Source organism: uncultured Cyclobacterium sp. (genome assembly GCF_963977555.1).
Classification (GTDB): domain Bacteria; phylum Bacteroidota; class Bacteroidia; order Cytophagales; family Cyclobacteriaceae; genus Cyclobacterium.
This window is the reverse complement of sequence record NZ_CAXBPD010000013.1, coordinates 53,008-67,737: the sequence shown is the minus strand read 5'-3', so window position 1 is coordinate 67,737 and position 14,730 is coordinate 53,008. Positions and strand designations below refer to the sequence as shown.

Here is a 14,730-nt window from a genome sequence, read left to right as displayed (position 1 = left end):
GGTCTGGATTTATTATCCCTACCGATAAGGCGAGGGACTGGTAGAAGTCCACCCTCCATCTATGACCAAACTCTGGCCTGTGATATGTCTTGCAGCCGGGGAAACCAGAAAGGCTACGGCCTCGGCAATGTCTTTAGGGAATGCAGGCCTTCCCATGGGGGTTATTTCTGACCAGGTTTTTTCATAGCCTTCTTCCGAAGCGGTACGTTCGGTCATGGTGGCACCGGGAGCCACTGCATTTACATTGATTTTATAGGGGGAAAGTTCTACAACCAAGGTTTTGGCGAGCATTTCTAAAGCAGCTTTGCTCATGCCATAGGCCGCCAGGTTTTTGTGGGCTTGATGGCCGGTGACGGAAGACATAAAAAGAAGGCTACCCCCTTTTTGCTGTCTGATCATTTGCAAGGAAACCTGCTGGGCCAAGAAAAAGCTGCCTGCCAGGTTAAGCTGCATTACTTTATGGAAATCAGCCTCTTTGTAAGTGAGGAAATCACCAAATAAAGTGATGCCTGCGTTGGCTACTGCTACGTCTATTGCACCGAATGCTTCAACGGTGTGTTGCACCATTTGTTCGATAAAACGGGTTTCGGAAACATCTCCGGAAATTCCGCTACATGACTGCGGAAAGGAGTCATTTATCTTTTCACAGGCCTTTGTGGTAAGTACTTCATCCAAGTCATTCAACATGACCTTGTATCCTTTGGAAGCCAGCAGAAACACGATCTCAAAGCCGATTCCCACAGCAGCTCCTGTGACTAAGGCTACTGGAGCAGCTTCCGTGTTGGTAATTTTCATTGGGTTTAGTAAAGTTAAAAAATTACCGGAAAACAGCACTGTTTTCCGGTAATAATGGTAAGGAATTAATGAGAGTCTTTGGTGACTTCACTTCCTGAATTGCCTTTTAAGAAATCCAGATCGGCACCTAAATTGGCTTGTTCAACGGTCTTCACATAAAGGCTTACATAACCTCTTTCTGTTACAGTAGGAGGTTTTTTCCATGCGGCTTTTCTACTCGTCAGTTCATCGTCTGAAACCAATAAGTTCAGTTTTCTGGCTTCTACATCAAGCTCTATTTCATCTCCAGTTTGCACGACGGCAAAATTTCCGCCTTCTGCTGCTTCAGGCGTGGCGTGCAAGATCACTGTACCAAAACCAGTTCCGCTCATTCTGCCATCAGAAATTCGAATCATGTCTTTGATGCCTTTGGCAAGTACTTTTGTAGGAAGGCCCATATTGCCCACTTCAGGCATGCCTGGATAACCCTTAGGACCTACATTTTTAAGCACCATGATGGAGTTCTCGTCGATGTCCAAATCGGGATCATCTATATTGTTCTTATAATCATCGATGTCTTCAAAGACAACTGCTTTGCCTGTATGTTTCAGCAATTCAGGACTGGCAGCGGAAGGTTTGATAATGGAGCCTGTTTCGCAAAGGTTACCCTTAAGCACCACTATGCCAGACAAAGGATTAAAAGGTTCATCGATGGCAGCAATTACCTCTTTGTTGTAATTTTCAAATTTCTCGTTGTTCTTTCCAATGCTTTGACCGGTTACCGTAAGGGCCTCATTGTGCAGTCGGTCTTTCAACTGACGAATAACGGGAGGCAATCCACCTGCGTAGTAAAAGTCTTCCATAAAATATTTTCCGGAAGGCTGAAGGTTGGCCAGGAGGGGGATATTGGCAGAGTATTTATCGAAATCCTCAAGATTTAGTTCAATTCCTATTCTCCCAGCAATGGCCAAGAGGTGAATTACAAAGTTGGTAGAACCGCCTATAGCAGCATTTACCATAATGGCATTTTCAAAAGCCTCTCGGGTAAGGATGTCAGATAGTTTCAGGTCATTCTCAACCATTTTCACGATTTCCATTCCTGACATATGGGCCATCACTTTTCGGCCTGTATCTGGGGCAGGAATAGCAGCATTTCCGGGGAGGGACAATCCGAGGGCTTCTACCATACAGGCCATAGTGGAAGCAGTGCCCATTACGCCACAATGGCCGTCACTTCGGCATAGGCCAGATTCTGCGATATACAGTTCGGCCTGATTAATTTCTCCCGCCCTGGCACTTTCACTAAACCGCCAAATGTCACTGGTGCTGATTTCTGCACCTCTGTATCTTCCAGTGAGCATTGGGCCACCAGAAACCACAATGGTTGGCAAATTTACACTTGCCGCTCCCATGACAAGGGAGGGAGTGGTTTTGTCGCAACCACAAAGAAGCACTACCCCATCCAATGGATTGGCACGAATGGACTCCTCTGTGTCCATGCTGGCCAGGTTTCTGTAAAGCATGGCTGTAGGTTTCATCACAGTTTCACCTAATGACATTACCGGAAATTCTACCGGATAACCCCCTGCTTCTATCACGCCCTTTTTTACAAATTCTGCCAATTCTCTAAAGTGAGAATTGCATGGGGTTAACTCAGACCAGGTATTGCATATACCAATGATTGGTTTGCCGCCTAGTTCATGTGTAGGGATACCTTGTTTCTTAAACCATGACCTATAAATAAGACCATCCTTGCCAGTTTTTCCGAACCAGCCTTGGCTTCTTCTTTCCTTTTTCTCCATTTTTTGGGTTTTATTTTTAAAACAAAAAAGTGCTTCACCCGGCAAGGGTAGTACTTTCTATTCAATTCAAAGTATAAGAATAGTGAATGTTTGGGCAAAATAAAATTTAAACATCTAAAAACCTCTTTTGCAAGTTGCTTTAAATGAATATTGGTATAAACAGCCTTTCCAATGAAATTAATGATAAAAATATTCATTGGAATTTCTTAGAAAAGTGCTAATAATTCCGTGATTTAATTGGTAAATATGTAATAGGTCGAATTATATTTTGACTAAATGAGAATAATGAGAGGAATCGGCTAATGGCTGATTTTGGAAATGATGAATTATCAGCTTTAAACTCCTATTTTGGGGGGTGAATTAAAAATAAACTCAAAAAATATATCAATGAGCTTTGAAATAAAATCATCCATGGATACCTACGATGTAATCATTGTAGGATCAGGCGCCGGAGGTGGAATGGCAAGTAAAATTCTATCCGAAGCCGGATTAAGCGTAGCAGTAGTAGAAGCGGGAAGTGACTTTGATCCTGCAAAGGAAGAGTACAGGACCCAATTGCGATTTCCTTGGGAATCTCCGAGAAGAGGCGCCAATACTGTGCGGGCTTTTGGTGATTTTGATGCGGCCTATGGAGGTTGGGAAATAGACGGAGAACCTTACACCCGAAAAGACGGAACTGAATTTGACTGGTTTCGTTCCAGAATGGTCGGGGGTAGAACCAATCACTGGGGAAGAATTTCGCTACGTTTTGGGCCTGACGATTTTAAAAGAAGAAGTATTGATGGTTTAGGGGATGATTGGCCGATAGGCTATGAGGACGTAAAACCTTTTTATGATAGGGTAGATAAAATGATAGGTGTCTTCGGTTCTAAAGAGGGCATGAGAAATGAACCTGATGGAAACTTTCTTCCTCCGCCGAAGCCAAGATTGCACGAAGCCGCCTTCACCAAGGCAGGAAAGAAAATCAACCTACCTGTATTGCCTTCCAGGGTTTCAGTTTTGACCCGTCCGGTGAATAACGAAAGAGGTGCTTGTTTTTTCTGTGCCCAGTGTAACAGAGGTTGCCAGGTTTATGGCGATTTCTCTGCAGGTACTGTATTGGTAAAACCTGCAATCAAAAAAGGAAATGTAGACTTGTATACCTATGCAATGGTGCGTAAAGTTACCACCAATGAAAAAGGAGAAGCTACGGGTGTTTCTTATGTGAGCAAGGTAGACATGCAGGAATACAAGCTGAATGCTAGGGTGGTAGTATTGGGTGCTTCTGCAGGTGAAACGGCAAGGATCATGATGAACTCTGCCTCTACCAAACATCCTAATGGACTGTCCAATAGCAGCGGAACACTAGGCAGGTACCTGCATGACTCTACTGGTGCAAGCAGGTCTGCATTGATGACCGATTTCATAGCAAGAGACAAATACAATGAAGATGGCGTAGGCTCCTTGCACGTTTACACCCCATGGTGGTTGGACAACAAAAAACTGGATTTCCCAAGAGGGTATCACCTTGAATTTGGAGGCGGTATGCGTCAACCCAATTATGGTTTTGGTTTTGGAATGGAGTCCATGCGTAAATACATGCAGGATGAATTTGGGAAACCTCGTCCAAATGGTGGTTATGGAGAAGGACTAAAAAGAGACATAAGAAATATATATGGTGCCACAGTGGGTATCGCAGGTAGAGGAGAATCTGTTCCTCAGTATGACAATTACTGTGAAATTGACCCTACTGTCGTTGATAAATTTGGTATTCCTGTGCTTCGATTCAATTACAACTGGACCGAACATGAGGTGAAGCAAGCCAAACACATGCAAGAGACCTTTGAAGAAATGTTTGATTCCATGGGTGCCAAAGTAATGGGCAAAAAACCAGGAGCAGATACCAAATATGGCTTAGAGGCTCCTGGCCGTATCATACACGAAGTAGGTACTACCAGAATGGGAGATGATCCAAAAACTTCCGTTTTGAATAAATATTCTCAAGCCCATGAATGTGACAACCTGTTTGTAGTAGATGCAGGCCCATTTGTATCTCAGGCAGATAAAAACCCAACATGGACCATCTTGGCCCTTTCTATCCGAACTTCTGAATACATCGTAGATCAGTTGAAAAAGAAAAATATAGGTTAATAATTATCTTATCTGCCAATCAGATCAGCACTGGAGTTTTAGATTAAACTTCGGTGCTGATTTTTTTTATGTTAAAAATATATCGCAATTTCGGCCTGTGGACTGGAAATATATAATAGAAGGTATAGAAAGTGGGATTGCAGCGATGAGCTGGTTAGAAGGCATAGCTGTTGTATTTGGCCTTGGCTCAGTCTACTATTCTATAAAGGAAAATATATTGGTGTTCCCTACAGGAATCGTCAGTACATTGATTTATGTTTGGATTTGTCTGCAGGTTAAACTGTATGCGGATATGGGTATCAATGCCTATTATTTTTCGATGTCCATTTATGGTTGGTACATCTGGTCTAACCCAAAGCCTGGCAAGATGGTAGTTCCTATTACCTGGCTGACAAGATCAGGAATTTTCCAATCCTTGGCATTATGGATTTTCTCTTACCTGGCCTTGTATTATGTTTTAATTAGCTTTACAGACAGTGACGTTCCGTATTGGGATTCCTTTACCACTTCCTCTGCATTTGTAGGAATGTGGCTGATGGCAAAAAAGAAAGTGGAAAATTGGATTGCCTGGATTGTTACAGATTTGGTCTCCATTCCACTTTATTTCTATAAAGGATTGGTGCTAACCTCTTTTCAGTTTTTCATTTTTACTGTGTTAGCCACCATAGGACTAATCGCCTGGATCAGGGCTGCCAAGAATTATAAGGAGGACAATGGATAAGATCGTAATCATTGGGCCAGAGTCAACAGGTAAGAGTACCTTAAGCCAGCAATTGGCGGCGCATTATGGAGAACCCTGGGTACCGGAATATGCCAGGGAATACATTGAGCAATTGGATCGGCCTTATACTTATGAAGACTTAGAAGCCATCGCCAGGGGCCAGGTAATACTAGAAGATGAAAAGGCTGAAAAGGCTGAAAATAAATTGTTTTGTGATACAGATTTGCGAGTCATAAAAGTATGGAGTGAGCATAAGTTTAAAGAGACCCATGACTGGATAAAACAGCAAATTCAAACTCGGGAATATGCCATGTACTTGCTTGCAGCAATAGACATTCCATGGAGGGAGGATCCACAGCGTGAGCATTCGGATCCGGCCATGAGGAGGTATTTTATGGAGGTTTATAAAAATGAGGTGCGTACCTCAGGTTTGCCATGGAAAATCATATCTGGAGGGGAAGAACATCGCTTGAAAACAGCCATTGAATTTATTGAGAAGTCTTTTGATCAAAAGAAATTTTTATGAATTCGCTCCAATTTTATTTTACCAATTAAACCAATCATCTATTGCTCACGCCGAAACTGTCTTTTTTTTGGTAGATTAACGAAATCTTGCTGATAGTTACGGAATTTTTAAATAATTTCAGGATTATTTTAACCAATAAACTCAAACATATTATCATATGGATAACCATAAACAAAAAATGAAACAATACTGGAAGCGCAATATTAGAACCTTATTGATGCTTCTGGCGGTTTGGTTTATTGTCTCTTTTGGCTTCGGAATTTTGCTTGTAGAGCCCCTCAATGCCATTAAAATTGGCGGGTATAAATTGGGCTTTTGGTTTGCACAGCAGGGCTCTATATTTTCATTCGTTATATTGATTTTCGTTTACGTTTATCGGATGAACAAGCTGGATGAAGAATTTGATGTCAACGAAAAATAACCCTTTTAAATAATCACCACAATATGGATATTTTAACCTGGACCTACATTTTAGTAGGCCTGTCCTTTGCCTTGTATATCGGTATCGCCATATACACCAGAGCAGGATCAACTAAAGAATTTTACACGGCTGGCGGGGGTGTTTCTCCGCTAGCAAACGGTATGGCAACGGCTGCTGATTGGATGTCTGCAGCCTCTTTTATCTCCATGGCCGGAATAATCGCCTTTTCTGGCTACGATGGATCGGTATACCTTATGGGTTGGACCGGTGGATATGTACTTTTGGCCCTTTTATTAGCTCCTTACCTTCGTAAATTCGGGAAATTCACCGTTCCAGACTTTGTAGGAGACAGGTATTACAGTAACAAAGCTCGTGTAGTAGCCGTATTTTGCGCCCTCTTTATTTCCTTTACCTATGTGGCAGGTCAAATGCGTGGTGTCGGTATCGTTTTCTCAAGGTACCTGGAAGTGGACATCGAAACTGGTGTTTTAATAGGGATGACGATTGTGTTTTTCTATGCAGTATTGGGTGGCATGAAAGGGATCACCTATACCCAAGTAGCGCAATATTGTGTGCTGATTTTTGCTTTTATGGTGCCTGCGATATTTATTTCTATCCAGTTAACCGGAAATCCTATTCCTCAATTGGGTTTAGGTGGAACTGTACAGGATGGCACCTATCTATTGGATAAATTGGATGGGGTCTTATTGGACATGGGATTTCAGGAATATACTTCTGGTAGAAAGTCAATGGCGGATATTTTTGCCATCACTTTGGCTTTAATGGTTGGGACTGCAGGATTACCACACGTTATTGTGCGGTTTTTTACTGTGCCTAGGGTTAAAGACGCAAGACTTTCTGCTGGTTATGCCTTGATTTTTATCGCCATCTTATACACCACTGCTCCAGCGATTGCGGCCTTTGGAATATACAATGCCATAGATACTGTGGCAGACAAACCAGTAGATGAATTGCCTGTGTGGGTAGAGAACTGGGAAAAAACCAATCTAATAGTAGTTGAAGACATAAACAATGATGGTGTAGTTCAATATACGCCAAATCCTGAAACCAATGAACTTAATATAGACAAGGACATCATGGTTTTAGCTGCCCCTGAGATCGCGGAATTGCCCAACTGGGTGGTTGGACTTGTGGCTGCCGGAGGTATGGCTGCTGCTTTATCCACAGCAGCTGGATTGTTATTGGTAATTTCCACATCTGTTTCCAGGGATTTGTTCCGAACCTTTGTACCTTCAATGACAGAAAAAACGGAATTAATCATCGCAAGGGTTTCAGCGGCATTTGCAGTAATTATTGCGGGATATTTTGGTATCAACCCGCCAGGATTTGTAGCAGAGGTAGTTGCGTTTGCCTTTGGCTTGGCAGCAGCCTCCTTTTTTCCTGTAATTATTATGGGTATATTTTCTACTCGGATGAATAAGGAAGGTGCTATTGCCGGTATGGTTTCAGGGCTTGTTTTTACCTTGGCCTATATTATATATTTCAAATTTATTGCCCCTGAAGCCAATTCCATGGACAATTGGTTGTTTGGCATTTCTCCTGAAGGAATTGGTACCATAGGTATGGTTATCAATTTTGTGGTTTGCTATGTTGTTTCCAAACTTACACCAGCACCACCTGCAGATGTGCAAGCAATGATTCAAGAAATCAGGATCCCTCGAGGAGCTGGTGAAGCCCAAGAACACTAAATCAATGAATGCAAAGGTTTTATGAGACATTAAATCCTTTGTATGTTTAATTAACTTTACGTTTAATACAACCTAAAATATCGATAATATGAGCGATAGAATTCATACGCTAAGCGGTTATTTCCACGAGTACCAAAAAAGTGTTGCAGATCCAGAAAACTTCTGGGCTAGAATTGCAGATTCTTTTCATTGGAAAAAACGCTGGGACAAGACCCTGGAGTGGGATTTTGAAGGACCAGATGTCAAGTGGTTTTTAAACGGTAAACTTAACATTACCGAAAATATCTTAGAAAGACATTTGTATACCATGGGTGATAAGCCCGCCATCATATGGGAGCCAAATGAGCCTGGAGATCCAAACAGGATACTTACTTTCAAGGAATTGCATGAGGAAGTATGTCGATTTTCAAATGTATTGGTTGAAAAGGGTGTAGAAAAAGGCGATAAAGTCATTATTTATATGCCGATGGTTCCTGAGGCAGCCATCGCAATGCTTGCTTGTGCTCGTGTAGGTGCCGTTCACTCAGTTGTTTTTGCTGGATTCTCTAGCAATGCATTGGCAGACAGGATTGAAGATTGCAAAGCCAAGGTGGTGCTTACTTCAGATGGAAATTTCAGAGGTAAGAAAAAGATTCCTGTAAAATCGGTAGTAGATGAGGCTTTGGAAAGTACAGATCTGATTCAAACCATGATCGTATTCCAAAGGACTGGTCAGGAAGTAACCATGAAAGCTGGTAGGGACTTTTGGTGGCATGAAGCCATTGAAGGAAAAAGCAGCAGCCATGAAGCCATGGAAATGGACAGCGAAGATGAGCTATTCATTCTATATACCTCAGGTTCCACAGGAAAACCTAAGGGTGTGGTCCATACTTGCGGCGGCTATATGGTTTACTCTAAGTATACTTTCGAGAACGTTTTCCAATATACTCCTGGTGATGTTTACTGGTGTACTGCTGATGTTGGGTGGATTACTGGTCATTCCTATATCGTATATGGCCCTTTATTGACAGGAGCCACGACGATAATGTTTGAAGGTGTACCTACTTATCCTAATCCTGGAAGATTCTGGGAAATTGTGGACAAGTACAAAGTAAATCAATTTTATACGGCCCCTACAGCCATACGTGCATTGCAAGTGCATGGTACTGAGCCTATCGCACCTTATAAACTTGATTCTCTTAAAGTTCTGGGATCAGTAGGTGAGCCTATCAATGAAGAAGCCTGGCATTGGTACCATACCCATATTGGCAAGACGAGATGCCCAATAGTAGATACCTGGTGGCAAACTGAAACAGGTGGAATTATGGTGTCGCCTTTGGCAGGCATCACCCCTAATAAGCCCGCATTTGCCACACTACCTTTGCCAGGTGTTCAATTGGCCATAATGGATCCAGAAGGCAAAGAACTTAAAGGAAACTCTGTTGAGGGGAACCTTTGCATCAAATTTCCATGGCCAGGAATGATCCGTACTACCTATGGTGACCATGAAAGGTGTAAACAAACCTATTTTGCTACCTATAAGGGGATGTACTTTACAGGTGATGGTGTAAAAAGGGACCATGATGGTTATTACCGTATCTTGGGACGTGTAGATGATGTGATCAACGTTTCCGGGCATAGAATGGGAACAGCTGAAGTAGAAAATGCCATCAACGAACATCCATTGGTAGTGGAATCTGCTGTAGTAGGTTATCCACACTCAGTCAAAGGTCAAGGTATCTATGCTTATGTTATCTGTGACATGTCCAATAGAACGGAAGCCAACCTTGTCAATGAGATCAAGGCATCTGTTACCAATATGATAGGTCCGATAGCAAAACCAGATAAGATTCAGATTGTACCGGGACTTCCTAAAACACGTTCGGGTAAAATAATGAGAAGGATACTGAGAAAAATTGCTGAAGGCAATATGGACAGTTTAGGAGATACTTCCACTTTACTGGATCCAGAAATAGTAGACAAGATCAAAGAAGGGAGAAAGGAATAACCTTTTCCTCCTATAACCTAATAATGTAAGGTATGGGTTCCATGCCTTACATTATCCTTTCCCAGACCCAATTCCCATATGAGCAATGTCATCGTTAATAGGGTTATTGATTTCCTGAAAAAATTTCCTCCTTTCAGTTTTTTATCTTTTGAGCTTCTTACTCAAGTAGCGAAAGAGGTAGATCTCATTTATTTTGAAAAGGATGAATTTTTGTTTCAAAAAGGAGAACCGGCCAAAAACTATTTTTTCGTGGTCAAAGACGGAGCAATTAAGTTGACCGATTTAATTGATGGCGAAGAGCAGACCATAGAATTATGTGATGAGGGAGATGTTTTTGGAGTGCTGGCTTTGTTGGGGAAAAGGCCTTATATATTGAGTGCCAAAGCAAATGAAAATAGCTTAATCATTGCAGTTCCAGTAGGGATTTTCGATAAAATTCTAACGGAAAATAGCCAGGTGAGCTTGTATTTTGCTTCAGGATTTGCCTCCGGACAAGTAGTGGTACGTTCAGATCTTTCTCAAACGCAGAAAGTGCGTAGCCTTCTAGGCAACAATTCTCCTCAAAATGGCCTTTTGCTTTTTCCTGGCCAGACTTCCATTAGCTATTCTCAGCCAGTAGTCCAATGTCGTATTGGAGACAGCATCTCCAAAGCGGTAGCAAAAATGAGTGCAGAGAAAGTAGGCTCTATCATTATTGTGGACGACAATGATTATCCTCAGGGTATTATTACAGACAAAGACCTTAGAAATCGCTTGATTGCTAAAGGCCTGCCCTATGAAACCCTGGTTGAGGATATCATGAGTTCGCCCGTTATTACAGCGAAAAAAGACCTTGAATTTTCCCAAATCTATCTCAACATGGTAAAGAACAGGTTGCACCACCTCGTATTTACAGAGGACGGGAGCAATCATTCCAAGGTAATAGGGATTATATCTGACCATGACATTTTGCTTTCCCAAGGGAACAGTCCGGCAGTACTAATCAAAGCTTTACAGGACAGCAGTGATGTTCATGAGATCGCAAAATTGAGAAATCAAGCTGAAGGAATGTTGGTTTACTTTCTGGAAAATGAATTGGCCATTGATTTTATTGCAGGGATCATAACAGAGATTAACGACACCATCATTCAGCGGGCCATATTTATCGCAAAATCCAGGCATTCGAAAGATTTTCCGGAAGTGTATGATACACCATTTTGCTTTTTGGGACTAGGATCAGAAGGTCGTGGGGAGCAGTTGCTAAGAACAGACCTGGACAATGCCATTGTCTATGAAGATGTGCCGGCAGAGCTAGAGGAAAAAACCAGAAGGTTTATGCACCTTTTAGCCAGGGACATTATGGATATTCTATTCGCCTGTGGCTTTCAATCCTGCCCCGCTGAGATGATGGCCAATAATCCTCAATGGTGTCAGCCTTTGTCTCAATGGAAAACCTATTTCAGTCACTGGATCAGTAAGCCTGATCAGGAATCCCTCTTGATGGCCTCCATATTCTTTGATTTCAGGGCCATTTCAGGTAAAGTTTCCTTAGCGGAAGCGCTAACAGAACATGTGTATAAAGAAATTGGCAAAGAACGAATATTCCTTAATTTCTTTGCCAAAAACGCCTTGTTGAATCCCCCACCCTTAGGGTTTTTTAGGAACTTTATGGTTGAGAAATCAGGGGAGCATGCCGAAAAATTTGACATTAAACTTAGGGCCATGATGCCTTTGGCTGATGCGGCCAGGGTATTGGTGCTCAACCATCAGGTGGTAGGAGTCAACAATACTTTCAAGCGTTTTGAAAAACTAGCCGAACTTGAGCCCAATCAAGCGGAGTTATTCAAGGATGCGGGTAAAGCTTTTGAGATTTTTATGAGAATTAGGGCCTTGGAGGGACTTTCAGCTTCAAGTTCAGGGAGGTTTATTCAACCAGATTCTTTGGGGAAACTGCAGCGGCAACTGCTGAAGAACGCCTTTTTTCCCATTGATGAAATCCAAAAGATTTTAAGGGTAAGGTTTCAGCTGGATTATTTTGGTAAATGATATGGATTGGAAATCAATTTTTGGTCTTCCTTCGTTGCCTAAGCCCAGCTATATAAAGGCCTATGAACAGACATTATTAAAAAAAACATCGAAAGCAAAACCCATCAGGGAATTGGATTTTTTGGTATTAGACACTGAAACTACTGGTTTGGATGTTAGAAAAGATTATGTGCTTTCTTATGGTTCTGTGCTTGTCAGTAACAATAGGATGAAAATCTCTGAGTCGAAAGAATATTATATGCGTCCCAAAAAACGCAGTAAAGAAGCCGTGAAGGTGCATGGTTTGATACAAGTAAGGCCTTATGTCAGTAGAGAACAATTGATCAGGAGTTTTCTAGAAGATGCTTCCAATAAGATTCTGGTGGGGCATCATTTGGGCTTTGACCTTGCCATGTTGGAAAAACTAGGGAAAACACTTGGTTTGAGGAAAATCAAACAACCTAGCTTGGATACCTATGAATTGGCTGTCCGTTTGGAAAACGGGAAATACCATGATCCTCACACCATTGCTGCCCAGGATTATTCCTTAGACAAACTTTGCGAGCGGTATAAAATAGCTCTTGATGACCGACATACTGCTGCTGGAGATGCTTTATTGACTTCCCAACTTTTGTTAAAACTCTTGAAGGTAGCAGAGAGAAAAGGGATAAAAACCTTCGGGGACCTTATGGCTTAATAGCTAGATTAAGGATTCCATTGGGCCTTGACTCCTGCAACTGCCCTCACATAAATATCCAGGCCAGTGGTAGAGGGATATATGCCATCAATAAAAATCTCTGGGGATTGTAAGGAAATGGCAAACAAGCTTAATTTCACCTGACTCTCCTTGAGCAAGGTAGCCCTGGCTTTCTCTAGTTGTTCTTCCACTGGAAAAATCGCCTTTTTCTGAATGGCCTTCAATATTTTTCTTCGCTTCATCCAATTGGTAGTATTGGCCAAGAAACTTTTTGTAACGAGTTTAAAGTCCACCTCATCAAGCACCAAGGCTTGTAATTGTGGATCATAAACGGGTTTTCCTGCCAGGTAAAAAATCCCATACAAATCCTTTTTGCCAGTCCTTTTTCCGATAAACTCCATTGTTATCAACGTTCTTTCTCCAAAATGGCGCAGGTTAAAAGCCTGTGGCAGAAGCATTGTTTTCTTGTCTACCTTGATAAGGCTATCTTTAAGTTGCTTCTCTAATAGCGTAGCCATCTCTTCAAAACCAATATAGATCGGCAAGGTTAGGTTAAAATCATTCCCTTCTACTTCTTCTTGGGTTACTGGTGGAAGAGTCGCCAATTGAGTAGCCAAAGGGCGGTCCGTTTGCCGTAAGATTTCGCCTTCCAGACCTATGTTTAACATTAGTTTTTGGTCTTTTGTAAATTCATCCTGAATGGCTATTTTTTCAGGATGGCTGTAGAGGTAACTTGCCGAAAGCCCGTTGTCCAGGTACCTTGGTTTGCCAAAAGTAGACCAAAAATCATTGGCGATACTTTTGATGTCTACCGATTTTAATGAGCCGGTCAACAATTGGTCTTCCATTAACCCAATCATTTTATTCTTCACTAGGGGTTCGAAATCGATATTGAATCCCAGTAAATCGTATTGTAGGGATTTTCCCCAAGAGAGGATGTCAAGCTCTTCGATTCCGAAACTGTAATCACTATTGATTTGAGGAATGAAACTTATCTGGGGGGAGAGTTTTTCCTGAAATGGTATTGCCGAGGAGATTTTCTGTCCAAAAATCCTTTTCTCTAACCTTACTTTGCCATCCAGATATACGGGTAGGCCGACGAGCAATTTACCATCATCCGTAGCTGCAAGGCTTAGGTTGCCATTCTTTTTTAAATCTACATCAGCAAATAGGCCATTTCCCAGATCCAGTCCTTCCTCATTGAATAACTTTTCATTAAGGCTCTCATTTATTCGCCCTTGCAAATAGGACAAAGGAATTTCAAGCCCAAGGTGTATGGACATTGCTGCTTTGGGCAATTCTGGTGGAGGGGCTTGCGCTTCAGGTCCATTTAATTTAAGACTGCTACAACTTGTGAAAGCTGCGAAAAGGATGGTTATTATAATGAGTGAATATCTTGGCATATTGACTATAACGTCTTAATGAAAAGACTAGTGGTGATAAAATGGGATTTTAATGCAGAGGTAAGGGAAATATAGCAGAAATCAAAAAAAATAGCAGTCCTTTGAACTTTAAAGCCTTTAGTCTGGGTTATTGGTTTTAATATAAGTCGAAAAAATTATGAGTTGGATAAAATTAGAGGACGTTGCTCAGTTGAATAAAATTAAAGAAGAGAGCAATGAAAAACCTGTTGTTATTTTTAAGCACTCTACCAGTTGTTCGATAAGTGGAATGGCTTGGAACAGGGTGCAGAGAAACTGGAAAGCTGCTGATAGTGATAAATTTACGCCTTATTACCTTGACCTTTTGTCTTACAGGGCATTGTCGAGCGCCATTGCAGATGAATTTGGAGTCACCCATGCTTCTCCACAAGTGATTGTTGTCAAAGACGGAAAAGCGGTCTATAACAATAGCCATATGGGGATCAATTACAATGAGATTGTTTCATTAGAGGTCTGAACCGGAGCCCTTCAAGGGTTTTAAACCCTTGAAGGGCTGGTTTTCATTTTCATCCATTTT

12 protein-coding genes are annotated in these 14,730 nt (G+C 41.7%); 9 read left to right on the top strand and 3 right to left on the bottom strand.

Going from position 1 to position 14,730, the window contains the following annotated elements; genetic code table 11:
• Positions 1-18: 18 nt before the first annotated feature.
• Positions 19-795 (bottom strand): SDR family oxidoreductase, encoded by a 777-nt coding sequence (locus AAC073_RS16175; RefSeq protein ID WP_339924832.1) that lies wholly within the window; start codon positions 793-795, stop codon positions 19-21.
• Positions 796-860: 65 nt separating this feature from the next.
• The gene (locus AAC073_RS16170) at positions 861-2,576 is read right to left on the bottom strand and encodes an IlvD/Edd family dehydratase (protein WP_339924831.1); all 1,716 of its coding nucleotides are present in this window, start codon (positions 2,574-2,576) and stop codon (positions 861-863) included.
• A gap of 387 nt (positions 2,577-2,963) precedes the next feature.
• Between AAC073_RS16170 and AAC073_RS16165 the strand changes: the two genes are divergently transcribed.
• The 8 genes from AAC073_RS16165 (at position 2,964) to AAC073_RS16130 (ending at position 12,771) form a co-directional block, all read left to right on the top strand.
• Positions 2,964-4,706: a GMC family oxidoreductase gene (locus tag AAC073_RS16165; RefSeq protein WP_339924830.1), complete on the top strand. Its 1,743-nt coding sequence runs from the start codon at positions 2,964-2,966 to the stop codon at positions 4,704-4,706.
• A gap of 97 nt (positions 4,707-4,803) precedes the next feature.
• Positions 4,804-5,427 (top strand): nicotinamide riboside transporter PnuC, encoded by a 624-nt coding sequence (gene pnuC / locus AAC073_RS16160; RefSeq protein WP_339924829.1) that lies wholly within the window; start codon positions 4,804-4,806, stop codon positions 5,425-5,427.
• Complete coding sequence (locus tag AAC073_RS16155) at positions 5,420-5,953, top strand: ATP-binding protein (RefSeq protein WP_339924828.1); 534 nt, start codon at positions 5,420-5,422, stop codon at positions 5,951-5,953. The genes pnuC and AAC073_RS16155 overlap by 8 nt, the downstream gene beginning before the upstream one ends.
• 157 nt (positions 5,954-6,110) lie before the next feature.
• Positions 6,111-6,374 (top strand): DUF4212 domain-containing protein, encoded by a 264-nt coding sequence (locus AAC073_RS16150; protein WP_339924827.1) that lies wholly within the window; start codon positions 6,111-6,113, stop codon positions 6,372-6,374.
• A gap of 23 nt (positions 6,375-6,397) precedes the next feature.
• Positions 6,398-8,083: a sodium:solute symporter family protein gene (locus AAC073_RS16145; RefSeq protein WP_339924826.1), complete on the top strand. Its 1,686-nt coding sequence runs from the start codon at positions 6,398-6,400 to the stop codon at positions 8,081-8,083.
• Positions 8,084-8,171: 88 nt separating this feature from the next.
• A complete protein-coding gene (acs, locus tag AAC073_RS16140) occupies positions 8,172-10,070 on the top strand; it encodes an acetate--CoA ligase (RefSeq protein WP_339924825.1) in 1,899 nt (632 codons plus the stop codon).
• 78 nt (positions 10,071-10,148) lie between these two features.
• The gene (locus AAC073_RS16135) at positions 10,149-12,095 is read left to right on the top strand and encodes a DUF294 nucleotidyltransferase-like domain-containing protein (protein ID WP_339924824.1); all 1,947 of its coding nucleotides are present in this window, start codon (positions 10,149-10,151) and stop codon (positions 12,093-12,095) included.
• A gap of 1 nt (position 12,096) precedes the next feature.
• Positions 12,097-12,771 carry a 3'-5' exonuclease gene (locus AAC073_RS16130; RefSeq protein ID WP_339924823.1) on the top strand — a complete coding sequence of 225 codons (675 nt, stop codon included), beginning with the start codon at positions 12,097-12,099 and terminating at the stop codon, positions 12,769-12,771.
• 8 nt (positions 12,772-12,779) lie between these two features.
• Here the strand turns inward: AAC073_RS16130 and AAC073_RS16125 are convergent, their stop codons facing one another.
• Positions 12,780-14,174: a DUF4403 family protein gene (locus AAC073_RS16125; RefSeq protein ID WP_339924822.1), complete on the bottom strand. Its 1,395-nt coding sequence runs from the start codon at positions 14,172-14,174 to the stop codon at positions 12,780-12,782.
• 157 nt (positions 14,175-14,331) lie between these two features.
• Here AAC073_RS16125 and ytxJ point away from each other — a divergent pair, with 157 nt between their 5' ends.
• Positions 14,332-14,670 (top strand): bacillithiol system redox-active protein YtxJ, encoded by a 339-nt coding sequence (gene ytxJ / locus AAC073_RS16120; RefSeq protein ID WP_339924821.1) that lies wholly within the window; start codon positions 14,332-14,334, stop codon positions 14,668-14,670.
• Positions 14,671-14,730 lie beyond the last annotated feature (60 nt).